Genomic DNA, 13469 nt, shown 5'->3' with positions numbered 1-13469 from the left:
GGCTGAGGCCCCCGACTCGGTCAACGCCTGCTTGAAAGTGACAAAGCCGCGCGAGGAGGAACCCGCTTCGGCGAGGTTGAAGAGTTTCTGCTCGATGCCCTGGATCAGGTCGCGGGCATGGGTCTCGGCGTCGGCGCTGGCTGCATTGGCGAGGTCATGGCCGATGCGAATCAGCTCGCGGCGCAAGGCCAGCTCATAGATGATGCGGGCGTATTCGACGGCGGCATTGCCGGTCGCGGCGCCTTCCATCAGCACGGCGAGATAGGTCGTGCCGCCAATATCCTTGAGACCGTCATCGCGGTCGAAATGGGTCTTGAGCACGACCGCGTCGGCCAGCGAGCCACGGCCGATCAGGTCGGTCGCGGTCTCGAAGATGCGCCCATGGACCGGGTCATAGAAATGCTCCGCCTTCAGCCAGTCGGCGACACGGTGGAACATCTCGTTGTCGTAGAGCAGGGCGCCCAGGAAGGCCTGTTCGGCATCCAGATTGTGCGGCGCCGAGTCCAGCTCGGCGACATCGGTCTCGGCTTCGTAGGGCAGGAGTGCAGTGGTCATGCCCATTGGGATACAGAAGGCGGCGCGGCGATACACCCCCTGAGAGGGGCGGCGCCTCGATTGCCCACAGCTCTTTACCCGGCCTGTGGACAGTTGTGGATAAGTCGGCGGCTTGGTCGCAAAAGAAAACGGGCCGGTCTGTTGACCGGCCCGCTTCCCTCAAACGTTTGAAGTGACAGTCGCTTACGCTTCGGTCTCTTCGCTTTCGTCTGCACCGGCGTCTTCGGTCGCTTCGCGCTGGGCAGCCAGTTCCTGGCCTTCCTCGCTGGCTTCGAAGAGCTCGGCGGCCTGGGCGTCGGCGATGGCGCGATCTTCGTCAGCCTGGGCTGCGATCACGTCTTCACCAGCGGCCTGGCGTTCGGCTTCGTCTTCCGACCGCGCGATGTTGATCGTCACGGTCACCGACACGTCGGCGTGCAGCTTGATCTTCAGCTCATGCAGGCCGAGCGTCTTGATCGGCGCGTTGAGCGCGATCTGCGAGCGGACGACCTTGGTGCCGCTTTCCGACACGATCTCGGCGATGTCACGCGAGGTGACAGAACCGTAGAGCTGACCGCTTTCGCCGGCCTGACGGATCATGATGAAGCTTTCGCCATCGATCGTCTTGCCGGATTCAGCAGCTTCCGCAGCCCGTTCGGCATTGCGCTTTTCGAGGAGCTCACGCTCGACTTCAAAGCGCGCCATGTTGGCTTCGGTTGCGCGCAGTGCCTTGCCTTGCGGCAGAAGGAAGTTGCGGGCGAAGCCGGGGCGCACGGACACGACGTCACCGATGACGCCGAGATTTTCAACACGTTCCAAGAGAACCAGTTTCATCGTCAGTTCTCCTTAATCGACCACATAGGGGAGCAGGGCCAGCTGACGCGCACGCTTGATGGCACGGGCCAGTTCACGCTGCTTCTTGGCCGAGACCGCGGTGATGCGGGACGGGACGATCTTGCCACGCTCGGACATGTAGCGAAGCAGGAGCTTGGGGTCCTTGAAATCGATCGCCGGTGCATTTTCACCGGAGAACGGGCAGACCTTGCGGCGACGCATGAACGGACGGCGCGCGGGCAGGTTTGAAATATTGCCTGATGACATCGTTCGTTCTCCTAGTTCCGCTCGCGACGACCGCGGCGATCATCCTTTTTGGTGAGGATGGCCGACGGCTCTTCGGTGTGGGCTTCAACGCGCAGCGTCATGTGACGGATGACGTCTTCCGACAGGCGCTGCAGGCGCTCGAGTTCGTTGATGACGTCAGCTTCCGCGTCAATGTCGATCAGGCCGTAATGACCCTTGCGCGACTTGTTGATGCGGTAGGACAGGTTGCGAAGACCCCAGTACTCGATCTTGCCGGTCTTGCCGCCCTTTTCTTCGATCAGGGCTTTGGTCTCTTCGAGAAGAGATTCCATCTGCGCCGGAGAAACGTCCGGGCGCACGATGAAGATGTGCTCGTAAAGTGCCATGAAGGCTCCCTTCGATAACGGTTGCGGCGCATGCCTGCCGAAGGGTCGGGCAGGTCTGCGGCGGCTCCTTGCTCCTGCCGGAACACCACGTTCCGACGGTCTGAAACAAGGACCGCAACCAAGCGAAGCGCGGGCATTACCGGAAACAGCCTGCATGTGCAAGCATTGTGACACCGTGACGCCTAAGCCGGAACGGTCAGGCCCAACGCGACAACAAGGGCAATCGCCACAGCCGCCCAGAAGAATGCACACAACACCGAGAGAGGCATTGTCAGGCCGGAGAATGACAGGTCAGTGGGGCTGAACCGGCGGAACTCAACGATCAACATATAAACAGCGTTGAAAAGCAGCGTTGAGAGCAAAACCAACACAGGTTGAGCGGGCAGGTCAGTTTGGCTCAAGATGGCTGATAGTAGAATTGCAAGAACACCGACAGTGGGCAGGCGAACGGCAAGCGCTCGCAGATGACCCAGGAGCGATGGTAAGAAGCCGGTTGAGCCGTAATCCAGCCGTTCCACGCCCGGCAGAAGGATCGCGTTTCCAAACCCGCTGAGGACCGCATAAATCAGAAGTGTTCCCAATGGAGCGCCAATAGCCAAGGCAAACATCGGTATTGTCGTTTCCGAAGTGGATAGCAAAGTACTTGCCGCAATTATTGGAGGCAGGCTCAGGACGACAGCAAACGCGCGGAAAATTGCTGCAAACCACCAATTTTGGACAGGATCCTCAAGAAGGGCTGGGCGTGCATTCTCTGTGAATCCGAAAGCTCGTTTCCCAGCAAACACGAACACAGAAGAAACGCTTCTCGTCATGTATAACAACGGCACTGGCAGCAAATGGATATAGCTATCAACTGGCAGCCAGTCGCTAAGCCCGAGACGGGCCGTTAGTTGGAATACACCGTCGAGCGGAACCGTCAGGATCGTCAATGCGGTCGCCAGATATTCGCCATACTGATCGAGCGCGACGCTAAACGGGGCGCGAAGCTGAAGGCCCGCACTTGTGAGCGTTAGCGAAAGTATGGATGTTGCGGAAATGAGGGCGCCCAAAAAGCTCAATGGCGCGCCCGGATACACAGCGCCCACCAAAACCAGCCGGATTGTGTTTGTTGTTTTGGTCAACTTGCCCCCATCTTCCAAAGCTGCCAGCCGATATTGTGCTCGCACATGCGCAATGAGCCGGGCAAGCAAAATCATTGTGGGTCTGGGCATGGAGGTTGCGCGCGGACCATGACAGGGGCTAGTCAGCCATCAACTCAAATCTTCATGGGGGAGGGATCGCCATGAAATTCGCTTTTGTCTTTCCGGGACAGGGCAGCCAGGCTGTCGGCATGGCGCAGGAACTGGCCGGCGAGTTCGCCAGTGCCCGGGCTGTGCTTGACGAGATCGACGCGGCGCTGGACCAGAATCTCAGCGGCCTGATGGCCGATGGCCCCATCGAAACGCTAACCCTGACAGAGAATGCCCAGCCGGCGCTGATGGCGTCTAGCCTGGCTGTGATGGCAGTCCTCAAGGCCGAGTTTGACGTAGACGTCAACGCGGCCGAATTCGTCGCCGGGCACAGTCTTGGTGAGTATTCGGCTCTCGCCGCCGCCGGCGCCCTGTCGATCACCGACGCCGCCAAACTGCTCAAGCTGCGCGGTCTGGCCATGCAAAAAGCTGTGCCGGTCGGTGAGGGCACCATGGCGGCGCTTCTGGGCGCTGATGAAGACCTGGCCGCCGCCGCTGTTTCTGCCGGTGCCACCGCCGGCGTGTGCGCGATTGCCAATGACAATGCGCCCGGCCAGATCGTGATCTCCGGCTCCACCGCCGCCATCGAGGCGGCCATCGCCAAGGCCGGCGAGCTGGGCCTGAAAAAGGCGATGAAGCTGCCGGTCTCCGCGCCCTTCCATTGCCCGATGATGCAAGCCGCCGCCGATGCCATGGCCGAAGCGCTCGCTGCCGCAACCATCAACGCGCCGTCGGTACCGGTCGTCGCCAATGTCACCGCCCGTCCGACGAGCGACGTCGAAACGATCCGCAAACAGCTGGTCGAGCAGGTCACCGGCCGCGTCCGCTGGCGCGAAAGCGTGTTGTGGATGGTCGAGGAGGCCGGCATTACCACGCTCGCCGAAGCCGGTTCGGGCAAGGTGCTCTCGACCATGCTCAAGCGGACGACCAAGGATGCGACCGGCGTGCCGCTGAATGCTGCGGCGGAGATGGAAGCCTTTGCGGCCAGCCTCAAGGCGGAGGTCGGGTAACGGTGGCTCTCCCGGAACAAGCCTCGGAGTCTGTCTCTGTTGGGTCGTCCACGTACCAGCGCGTGGGACGGGGCATGGGTTGGTTTGGCGTTGCCTGTCTGGCTGGTTTCTCTTTATCGGCCTTTCAGGCAACACCGGCTTATTGGCTTTTGTTTCTGGGGGTGATTGCCAATGCCGTTTGGTTGGTTTTTGCAAAACTCATTTTGAAATTTCGCATTTCGGGGATGACTGGCCTTCAGTTTGGGGCTCTCCTCATCGCTCTCGGCTTCCTGTTTATCGCCGAGCAAATTCGGTAATCTGACGAAGGACTCACCATGTTCGATCTGACTGGCAAGAATGCCCTCGTGACCGGTGCGACCGGCGGGCTTGGCAATGCGATTGCACGCAAGCTTCACGCCCAGGGTGCCACGGTCGCCCTGTCCGGCACGCGCGAAAACGTGCTGCAGGAGCTGGCCGATGATCTGGGCGAGCGCGCCCATGTCCTGCCGTGCAACCTGTCTGGCGCTGCTGCCGTCGATGCCTTGCCCAAGCAGGCTGTCGAAGCGATGGGCTCGCTGGATATCCTGGTCGCCAATGCCGGCATCACCAAGGATCAGCTCCTGATGCGGATGAAGGATGAGGACTGGGACACGGTCATCAAGGTCAATCTGGAAAGCTATTTCCGTCTGACCCGTGCTGCCCTCCGCGGCATGATGAAGGCGCGGTGGGGCCGCATTGTCGGCATCACCTCGGTGGTCGGCGTGACCGGCAATCCGGGCCAGACCAATTACTGCGCCTCCAAGGCCGGCATGATCGGCTTTTCCAAGTCGCTGGCCCAGGAAGTTGCGGCGCGCGGCGTCACCGTCAACTGCGTCGCGCCGGGCTTCATTGCCTCGCCGATGACCGACGTCCTCAATGAGGACCAACGTTCCACGATCCTGGCCAAGATCCCGGCCGGGGACCTGGGCAGCGGCGATGATATCGCCAATGCTGTTGTCTATCTCGCCAGTGCAGAAGCCGGTTACGTCACCGGCCAGACGCTGCACGTCAATGGCGGCATGGCGATGATTTAACTGTAGAACCTGAACCTGCGGGCAGCGCCGCGACTTCTGGTCTTGCCGGAGGAAACATGCTAACTGCCCGCGCATCTTGGGAATGGCGACTGTTTCGCCGCTTCCCGTCCTGTCCTGCACCGCTATATTGGCGCGGTGAATCACTATGAGGGTCTGAAATGTCTGACGTTCTCGAGCGCGTTACCAAAATTGTCATTGAGCATCTTGATGTCGAGGCCGAAAAGGTCACCGACAAAGCCAGCTTCATCGACGATCTGGGCGCCGACTCCCTGGATAATGTCGAACTCGTTATGGCGTTCGAAGAAGAATTCGACATCGAAATTCCGGATGACGCCGCCGAGCACATCCAGACGGTCGGTGACGCCGTGAAGTTCATCTCCGAGAAGGTGGGCTAACACCCCCTCATGCGCCGCGTTGTCGTCACCGGTATCGGGCTCGTAACGCCGCTGGGCTGCGGGCGGGAAGTCGTTTGGGAACGACTTCTCGCCGGCCAGTCCGGTCTGGGGTCCATCGAGCATTTCGAGACCTTGGACCTGTCCTGCCGTGTGGCCGGGCTGGTCCCACGCAAGGACGGACGCGGCGGTGGACGGGCAGGCGAGGCCGGGGTGTTCGACCCCGACAGCGTCATGAGCGTCCGCGATCAGCGCCGGATCGATGATTTCATCCTGTACGGGATCGCAGCCGCCGACGAGGCGATTGCGGACTCAGGGTGGGAGCCCGCCTCCGAGGAGGAGCGGCATCGTGCCGGCGTGATGATCGGATCGGGTATTGGTGGGCTCGAAACCACCTATGAAGCCTCGGTCCTGCTGCATGAGAAGGGGCCTCGACGCCTCTCTCCCTTTGTCATTCCGGGCATGCTCATCAACCTCGCTTCCGGCCAGGTGTCGATCAAGCACGGCCTGAAAGGTCCCAACCACGCTGTGGTGACGGCCTGTTCGACCGGTGCCCACGCCATTGGCGATGCGGCCCGCATGGTCGCCCGCGGTGATGCCGACCTGATGGTCGCCGGCGGCGCCGAAGCGACCGTCTGCCGTCTGGGTATTGCCTCCTTCATCGCCTGCAAGGCCCTGTCGACAGGCTTCAACGAGACGCCCGAAAAGGCCTCGCGCCCCTATGACACCGACCGCGACGGTTTCGTCATGGGCGAGGGGGCCGGAGTGGTCGTGCTGGAAGATTATGAGCGCGCGAAAGCGCGCGGCGCGACCATCTATGCCGAAGTGAAGGGCTATGGCCTGTCCGGCGATGCCTACCACATCACGGCGCCCGCCGAGGACGGTGATGGTGGTTTTCGGTCGATGTCGGCGGCGCTCAAGGATGCCGGCCTGGCACCGGCGGATATTGATTATGTGAATGCCCACGGCACCTCGACACCCAAGGGTGACGAGATCGAGCTGCGCGCCGTCGAACGCCTGTTCGGCGAGGCCGCCGGCGATGTCGTGATGTCCTCGACCAAATCGGCGGTTGGCCATCTTCTGGGGGCGGCCGGGGCGGTCGAGGCGATTTTCTCGATATTGGCGATCCGCGACGGTGTCTGCCCGCCGACACTCAATCTGGACAATCCATCGGTCGAGACCGCGATCAATCTGGCGCCGCACACGGCCGTCAGGCGTCCGGTCCGCGCCGCCCTGTCGAATTCATTCGGATTCGGCGGCACCAATGCGTCCGTGGTATTTGTCGCGGCCGAGTAAAGCGTTTTCGGGGACACCATCATGAGCGACGCGCCCGCGCCCAAGGCCAAGGCCAAGTCCGGCCTGGTCCGTATTTTCATCGGCTTGATCATTGCCCTGGTTGTGCTCGCCCTGGCAGCCGCCGGCACGCTCTATGGCGGCTACAAGTGGATGCAGGCCGAATTCGCCGCGCCGGGACCGGCGGCCGAAGAGACGATCATCCTGCTGCCACGCGGTGCCGGTCTGATCTCGATAGCCAACCAGCTGGAAAATGCCGGCCTGATCAGTGACCGCCGCATCTTTCGCGCTGCCGTGACGCTGGATGGCGGTGAGGGTGTGCTGCGGGCCGGTGAGTACCGCATTCCGGCCCAGGCCTCGATGGCCCAGATTTATGAACAACTTCGCGTCGGCCAGACGGTGCAATATCCGGTCACCTTCGCGGAAGGCCTGACCAGCGCCATGATCGTCGAAACGCTGAACGCCGCTGACGTTCTGACCGGCGAGATCACCGACATTCCCGCCGAGGGGACGCTGTTGCCCGAGACCTATCTGGTCACCCGTGGCACCTCGCGCCAGGAAGTCCTGGACCGCATGGCCGCTGCCCAGACCGAGCTTCTGGACCGCTTGTGGGACGCCCGCGCCGAAAACCTGCCTGTGACCAGCCGCGAGGAGGCCATTATCCTGGCTTCGGTGGTCGAGAAGGAGACCGGCGTCGCGTCGGAACGTCCCGAGGTCGCCGCCGTCTTCGTCAATCGCCTGCGCCGCGGCATGCGCCTGGAGAGTGACCCGACCATCATCTACGGCATCAGCCAGGGGCGCCCGCTGGGCCGCGGCCTGCGTCGCTCGGAAATCGACAATACCGAGAACGCCTGGAACACCTACCAGATCCCGCGACTGCCGCCGACGCCGATCGCCAATCCCGGCGCGGAATCGATTGCCGCCGTCCTCAATCCGGCCGAGAGCACAGCGCTCTTCTTCGTCGCTGACGGGTCCGGGGGACACGCTTTTGCCGATACCTATGCCCAGCACCAGCGCAATGTCGCGGTCTGGCGCCGGGTCGAGCGCCAGCGCCGCAATGGGGGCAATTGAGATGGGTGTGCTCTCAGGCATGACCGGCTTTGCCCGTGTCGACGGCCAGGCTCCGGGCTGGGCCTGGACCTGGGAGGCGCGCAGCGTCAATGGCAAGGGGCTGGAAGCGCGCTTTCGCCTGCCCAACGGCTTTGAGCGGCTGGAGCTGAAGGCCCGTGAATTGGCCAAGGCCCGGTTTGCGCGCGGCAATGTCAACGCCACGCTGAACCTGCGTCGGGAAAGCGAAACCGGTTCGGTCAGGATCGACATGGCGCGTCTGCGCACCCTGCTCGACCAGGCCGCCCCGCTGTTGGAGAGCGGCGAGGTCGGGCGCCCGTCGCTGGACGGCATGTTGGCTCTGCCGGGCATGCTCGATACCGACCAGGCCGATAGCAATTCCGACACGGCAATGCTCGACAAGGCCCTGCTAGCCAGTCTGGGCGAGACGCTGGACGGGCTGCAGGCCGCACGCCGGGATGAAGGGGCTGCCCTTGCGGACGTGCTTTCCGGACATGTCGACGAGATCAGCCGCCTCACCGACCAGGCTGCCGGTCACGCGTCGACCCGCACCGATGCGATCCGCGACCGGCTGGCGGCCAAGTTCGCCGAACTCCTGCCCGAGGGGCTGCCGGAAGACCGGTTGGCGACCGAAGCGGCGATGCTGGCGATGAAGATGGATGTGCGCGAGGAGCTGGACCGTCTGCTGGCCCATATCACCTCTGCACGTGACCTGCTCTCGGCCGGTTCACCTGTGGGCCGCAAGCTGGACTTCCTGTCACAGGAGTTTAATCGCGAAGCGAACACTCTATGCTCGAAGTCCTCCGATTCTTCGCTGACCGCGATCGGGCTTTCGCTCAAGAATACGGTCGATCAGTTCAGGGAGCAGATCCAGAATGTCGAGTGATGGCTACCCCGCCCCGATCTTCCGTGGCCGTCGCCGCGGTGTGCTGCTGGCCCTGTCCAGCCCGTCCGGCGCTGGCAAGACGACGCTGTCCAAGCGCCTGCTGAGCCAGAACCCCGACGTCGTCCTGTCGGTCTCTGCCACCACGCGCAAGCCGCGCCCGGGTGAGGTCGATGGCCAGGATTATCACTTCATCTCGGTCGAGGCGTTCAAACAGAAGATCGAGGACGACGAGTTCTTCGAATGGGCCGAGGTCTTCGGTCGCTATTACGGCACGCCGAAAACGCCGGTCATGGAAGCCGTCGAGGACGGGCGCGACGTCGTCTTCGATATCGACTGGCAGGGCGCCCAGGCGCTGGCTGCAGCGGCGCCGGACGATGCCGTGCGGGTCTTCATCTTGCCGCCGTCACTGGCCCTGCTGGAAGATCGCCTGCGCAAACGCGGTCAGGATACGCCCGATATCATCAAGGACCGCATGGCCCGCGCCAAGGACGAGATCTCGCACTGGCACGAATACGACTATGTCATCGTCAATGATGATTTCGCCCGGGCGCTCGAGAAACTCAACGAGATCCTCCACGCCGAACGCCTCAAGCGGCTGCGTCACCCGTGGCTGGAAGAATTCGTCGACGCCATCATGGATCAGTAGGCGTCAGGCGCGGCCGGCTTCATAGGCGGCGCGCCAGGCCCGGGCCAGCGACTGGAAGCCGGCAATGTCGATCACTTCGGCCCGATCCCCGGCATACAATCCTGCTTCCTCCAGCAGCGCGTCGGCGCTGGTACCGGCCTGACCGGCAGCCTGGGCGAGGCTGCGGCGCAGCGTCTTGCGGCGCTGGCCGAAGGCTGACGCGGTGATCCGCTCCAGCGCGACGACGTCCTTGAACTGCTGCGCTTGCGGCAGAGGGTCGAGTACGACCACCGCCGATTCTACCTTGGGAGGCGGGGTGAAGGCGCGGGCCGGGATTTTCAGGGCCAGATGGACCTGGCAGCGAGATTGCGAAATCACGGCGAGGCGGCCATAGGCCTTGTCGCCGGGCTGGGCGACGACGCGGTCGGCGACCTCGCGCTGAAACATCAGCACGGCTCGGCGCCACCAGATCGGCTCGGCCTGCAGCCATTTGATCAGCAATTGCGTGCCGACATTATAGGGCAGGTTGGACAGGATGACCTTGTCTCCGGGGTCGGTCAGGAGCGCGGTTTCGTCCACTTCGAGGGCATCGCCCTGTTCGACGGCCAGCCGTCCGCCGGAGGCCGTGTTGATCTCGTCCAGAGCACCCAGAAAGCGGGAATCCATTTCGACGGCGAGGAGAGAGGCCGCGCCCTCTGCGAGGATGGCACGGGTGAGGCCGCCCGGACCCGGACCGACTTCGATCGCTTGGTCGCGGCTCATGTCGCCGGCGAGGCGGGCGATCTTGGCAGTCAGGTTGAGGTCGAGCAGGAAGTGCTGCCCGAACGACTTCTTGGCGCCCAGATCATGGCTGGCGATGACATCGCGCAGCGGCGGAAGCTGGTCGAGGCTCATGCCCGGCACTCCGCGATCTTCACGGCCTGATCCAGCGCGGCCAGCAAGCTGTCGGGCCGGGCCACGCCCTGTCCCGCGATGTTGAAGGCGGTGCCGTGATCGGGCGAGGTCCGCACGATGGGCAGGCCCAGCGTGATGTTGACGCCGCCATGGAAGTCGAGGGTTTTCACCGGGATCAGGCCCTGGTCATGATAGAGGCAGATGGCCGCATCATAACCGGCCCGGGCATCGGCATGGAACAGGGTATCGGGCGGTTGGGCGTCGGTGATGTTGATGCCGTCAGCCCTCAGGCGCGCCGCGAGCGGATCGAGAATATCGATCTCCTCCTGACCCAGGGCGCCACCTTCACCGGCGTGGGGATTAAGGCCGGCCAGGGCCAGACGTGGTCTGGCCAGACCGAAATCCCGGCGCAGGGCGGCATCCGCCAGCCGGGCGATTGCTTCGACCCGCTGCGGTGTGATCAGCGACAGGGCCCGCGCGAGCGGCTCGTGGATCGTGACGAGGACAACGCGCAGTCCGCCGCCGGACAGCATCATCGCCGGCCCGCTCGGCCCGTCGACAGGCGTCTGAGCGCACAGCTCGGCGAGGAACTCCGTGTGACCGGGAAAGGCGAAGCCGGCCTCATACATGACGGCCTTGGCGATGGGCGCGGTCACCAGCGCACTGACCTGCCCGTCGAGGCACAGGCGCACACCGGTCTCGATCACCGCCTTGATACAGGCCGCATTGGCGGGGTCGGGCTGGCCGGTCCGGACCGGGCTGGCAAGCTTGATGCCGACATCGAAGACCGGCAGGCCGTCGAGCGCCTCTGCGGCTTCGCCGGTCGGGGTGGGCAGGGGGCAAGGTGAGGGCAGGCCGAGCGCCTGGGCGGTCGCTGTGAAGGCGTCGATATCACCCAGCGCGATCAATGGCGGCACGCCTTCGCGACGGTGCCAGATATTCCACGCCTTCAGGATGATCTCGGGGCCGATACCGGCCGGATCACCCATCGACACGGCGACGGGTGACAGATGCGGCATCAGTCGCGGATCTCGACCGTCGAGTCGCGACGCAGATCCCGCAGCCAGCGCCGTGACAGCAGGGACAATTGCTGGCCGCGCAGCTGGCTTTCCAGATCATCGCGGGTCGGGACACCCGGGCCGGCGATGGCACGGTCGCAGACGATCAGGGCCTGCAGGCCGACGCCGGATTGAAGGACACCGGTGTTCTCGCCTTCATCCAGCGGCTGCAAGGCGTCGCGGATGGCGGGCAGGACGGCTTCCGCCGAAATACTGCCCAGCGGCGTGTAGATCGCGCCGGGAATGCGACTGGCGACCGCTTCCGCCTGGCTGCAGGACGGGTTGCTGTCCAGCTCGGCCGTAAAGGTGCTGGCAGTGGAGTCAGTCAGCGCGCTGGTCGGCACGGTGATCTGGACAAGGTCATACTGAAGCGTGGTCGTGCCGTCGCGGGCTCCAACCAGGGCGATGACCATGAAGCCGCCCGGCACCTCGATCGGGTTGGACAGCGCGCCGCGGCCACCGCTTTGATCGTACTGCACCCGCATCTGCGGCATGATGCCAGCGACCTCGGGCTGCAGTTGGGACGCCGTGATCCAGCCGATATCGCCGCCGTTTGCGGCCGAGGGAGCGTCAGAGAACTGGCGGGCCAGCTCGGGGAAGGTTGCTCCCTGCTGGAGCTGGTTCATCACGGTGATCACGCGTTGGATCGTCTGTTCCTCGCGGCCCGGTCCCGGCACTTCGAACAGCATTTCGAAAATGCGGAATTGTGGCTGGGAGGCGCTGGCGGCCAGCCGTTCCAGCGCGAGCTCGATCTGTTGTTCGGAAATCCGGATGCGAGAGCCATAGCGGCCATTGACGATGACCTGCCAGGCGATCTCCGCCTCGAGCTGGTGGCGCAAGGTCGAGATATCGACGCCGGAATTCTGCAGGTCCTGGATGATGACGTCGATCGTGGTGTTGTTGCGGTCGGCGAGATCAAGCAGGGAATTGCTGATTTCAGCGTCCGAAACTTCAATGTCGTATTCCGAGGCGGCCTGCAGCTGGAGATGCTCGTCGACCAGGCCCCGCATGGCTTGGTCCTGGATACGGCTCAGCGTCCCTTCGTCAATCTGTGACATGCCGGTCGAAGCAATGATGAGACGCATGCGATTGCGCACATCCACAGTCGTGATCGGCTCGTCATTGACGAGGGCGGCAACGCCCTCGGTCGTTTGCGCGTATGCGCTGGCGGCGCTCAGCGTGGCGACGCAGGCAAGCAGGGAAAGGACAATTCGTTTGGCGCAGGTCATCAGCATTCGCATGTTGGTTCGGGGCGGAACATTACTCAAACTCGGCCCCGGCGCAATCGCGGGACACTGTTCGCTCGGTACTGGAATCAATCGGGTCCGAAACTGCCCAATGTGAACAGGGTGATGCGGAACTGAATGGACTCCGACGGGCCCAGTTCCGAAATCCCGAGATCCTCGCGCTGGTAGACGATGTCGAACTGTGAACAGTCATCGCCATAGCGCAGGCCGATCTCCTGACGACGGGTGATTTCGCGATCCAGGTCACGCATCACGGCGCCGATCGCACTCCAGTTGTCGGTCAGTGCGACCACGAAATCGCCCCGCAATTCGCGTTGGGCGCCATTGCGGGTGCTGGAGTCATCACTGATGTCGAGATAACGCAGATTGCCGGAAACCCGGTCGCCGGAATAGCCGAGCGAGACATCGAGGCGGTTGGTGTCATACGTTTCCGGGTCAAGACGGGCCTGGACCTCGGCGGTAAATCCGGCCAGGTCGATCTCGCCGGCGACGACATAGTCTGAGGTGTCGTCCGTCAGCCCGCTCGCCGGATTGAAGATGGCGGTTCCGTCCAGGCGTTCGCTCTGGCCGACAAACAGTCGTGCCAGTCCGTCCTGGCCCCACATCGCGGTTGTCCGGAAACCATAGCTGACCCGAGTGCCTTCTTCCCACAGATCATATCCGGGTGCGCGAACGGGCTGGAACAGAAGGCTTTCGTCCAGATCGATGGCGAGGC

At 63.3% G+C, this 13469-nt stretch carries 17 protein-coding genes; 8 read left to right on the top strand and 9 right to left on the bottom strand.

All coding sequences use genetic code 11. The features are described from left to right. The 5 genes from ACN0X9_RS15020 to ACN0X9_RS15000 all read right to left on the bottom strand — a co-directional run. A partial coding sequence (locus ACN0X9_RS15020) for a DnaB-like helicase N-terminal domain-containing protein (protein WP_417488379.1) occupies window positions 1-555 on the bottom strand: 555 nt, incomplete at its 3' end. A 183-nt stretch (window positions 556-738) separates the two neighbouring features. Continuing rightward, entirely contained in the window at window positions 739-1368 is a 630-nt protein-coding gene (gene rplI, locus ACN0X9_RS15015; RefSeq protein WP_417488378.1) for a 50S ribosomal protein L9, read from the bottom strand. Window positions 1369-1380: 12 nt separating this feature from the next. After that, a complete protein-coding gene (gene rpsR / locus ACN0X9_RS15010) occupies window positions 1381-1635 on the bottom strand; it encodes a 30S ribosomal protein S18 (RefSeq protein WP_011643151.1) in 255 nt (84 codons plus the stop codon). Window positions 1636-1646: 11 nt separating this feature from the next. Further along, complete coding sequence (gene rpsF / locus ACN0X9_RS15005; protein WP_011643152.1) at window positions 1647-2000, bottom strand: 30S ribosomal protein S6; 354 nt, start codon at window positions 1998-2000, stop codon at window positions 1647-1649. A gap of 182 nt (window positions 2001-2182) precedes the next feature. Then, window positions 2183-3196, bottom strand: coding sequence for a hypothetical protein (locus tag ACN0X9_RS15000; protein ID WP_417488377.1), 1014 nt, complete (start codon window positions 3194-3196; stop codon window positions 2183-2185). Between the two features lie 86 nt (window positions 3197-3282). Here ACN0X9_RS15000 and fabD point away from each other — a divergent pair, with 86 nt between their 5' ends. The 8 genes from fabD to gmk all read left to right on the top strand — a co-directional run bounded on the left by fabD (window position 3283) and on the right by gmk (window position 9576). Further along, complete coding sequence (gene fabD, locus ACN0X9_RS14995; protein ID WP_417488376.1) at window positions 3283-4239, top strand: ACP S-malonyltransferase; 957 nt, start codon at window positions 3283-3285, stop codon at window positions 4237-4239. 74 nt (window positions 4240-4313) lie between these two features. After that, window positions 4314-4535 carry a hypothetical protein gene (locus ACN0X9_RS14990; RefSeq protein WP_417488375.1) on the top strand — a complete coding sequence of 74 codons (222 nt, stop codon included), beginning with the start codon at window positions 4314-4316 and terminating at the stop codon, window positions 4533-4535. An 18-nt stretch (window positions 4536-4553) separates the two neighbouring features. Continuing rightward, window positions 4554-5291, top strand: coding sequence for a 3-oxoacyl-[acyl-carrier-protein] reductase (gene fabG, locus ACN0X9_RS14985; protein ID WP_417488374.1), 738 nt, complete (start codon window positions 4554-4556; stop codon window positions 5289-5291). Between the two features lie 158 nt (window positions 5292-5449). After that, window positions 5450-5686: an acyl carrier protein gene (locus ACN0X9_RS14980; RefSeq protein ID WP_121212052.1), complete on the top strand. Its 237-nt coding sequence runs from the start codon at window positions 5450-5452 to the stop codon at window positions 5684-5686. A gap of 9 nt (window positions 5687-5695) precedes the next feature. After that, complete coding sequence (gene fabF / locus ACN0X9_RS14975; RefSeq protein ID WP_417488373.1) at window positions 5696-6979, top strand: beta-ketoacyl-ACP synthase II; 1284 nt, start codon at window positions 5696-5698, stop codon at window positions 6977-6979. A 21-nt stretch (window positions 6980-7000) separates the two neighbouring features. After that, a complete protein-coding gene (mltG, locus tag ACN0X9_RS14970; protein ID WP_417488372.1) occupies window positions 7001-8047 on the top strand; it encodes an endolytic transglycosylase MltG in 1047 nt (348 codons plus the stop codon). A gap of 1 nt (window position 8048) precedes the next feature. Further along, window positions 8049-8930: a YicC/YloC family endoribonuclease gene (locus ACN0X9_RS14965; RefSeq protein WP_417488371.1), complete on the top strand. Its 882-nt coding sequence runs from the start codon at window positions 8049-8051 to the stop codon at window positions 8928-8930. After that, window positions 8920-9576, top strand: coding sequence for a guanylate kinase (gene gmk, locus ACN0X9_RS14960; protein ID WP_417488370.1), 657 nt, complete (start codon window positions 8920-8922; stop codon window positions 9574-9576). Before ACN0X9_RS14965 ends, gmk begins: the two co-directional genes overlap by 11 nt. A gap of 3 nt (window positions 9577-9579) precedes the next feature. On the opposite strand, the gene rsmA is transcribed toward gmk, so the two are convergent. From rsmA to lptD, 4 genes are all read right to left on the bottom strand, one after another. Then, window positions 9580-10449, bottom strand: a complete 870-nt coding sequence (gene rsmA, locus ACN0X9_RS14955; protein WP_417488369.1) for a 16S rRNA (adenine(1518)-N(6)/adenine(1519)-N(6))-dimethyltransferase RsmA — start codon at window positions 10447-10449, stop codon at window positions 9580-9582. Beyond that, window positions 10446-11468: a 4-hydroxythreonine-4-phosphate dehydrogenase PdxA gene (pdxA, locus tag ACN0X9_RS14950; RefSeq protein WP_417488368.1), complete on the bottom strand. Its 1023-nt coding sequence runs from the start codon at window positions 11466-11468 to the stop codon at window positions 10446-10448. Before pdxA ends, rsmA begins: the two co-directional genes overlap by 4 nt. Then, entirely contained in the window at window positions 11468-12736 is a 1269-nt protein-coding gene (locus tag ACN0X9_RS14945; RefSeq protein ID WP_417488367.1) for a peptidylprolyl isomerase, read from the bottom strand. Before ACN0X9_RS14945 ends, pdxA begins: the two co-directional genes overlap by 1 nt. Before the next feature lie 86 nt (window positions 12737-12822). Then, window positions 12823-13469, bottom strand: a 647-nt coding sequence (gene lptD / locus ACN0X9_RS14940; protein ID WP_417488366.1) for an LPS assembly protein LptD, incomplete at its 5' end; no start/stop codon positions are given.

The sequence above is a fragment of the Maricaulis sp. genome (genome assembly GCF_048268525.1).
Classification (GTDB): domain Bacteria; phylum Pseudomonadota; class Alphaproteobacteria; order Caulobacterales; family Maricaulaceae; genus Maricaulis.
The sequence above is the reverse complement of the archived record's forward strand: the minus strand, read 5'-3'. Positions and strand labels throughout refer to the sequence as shown.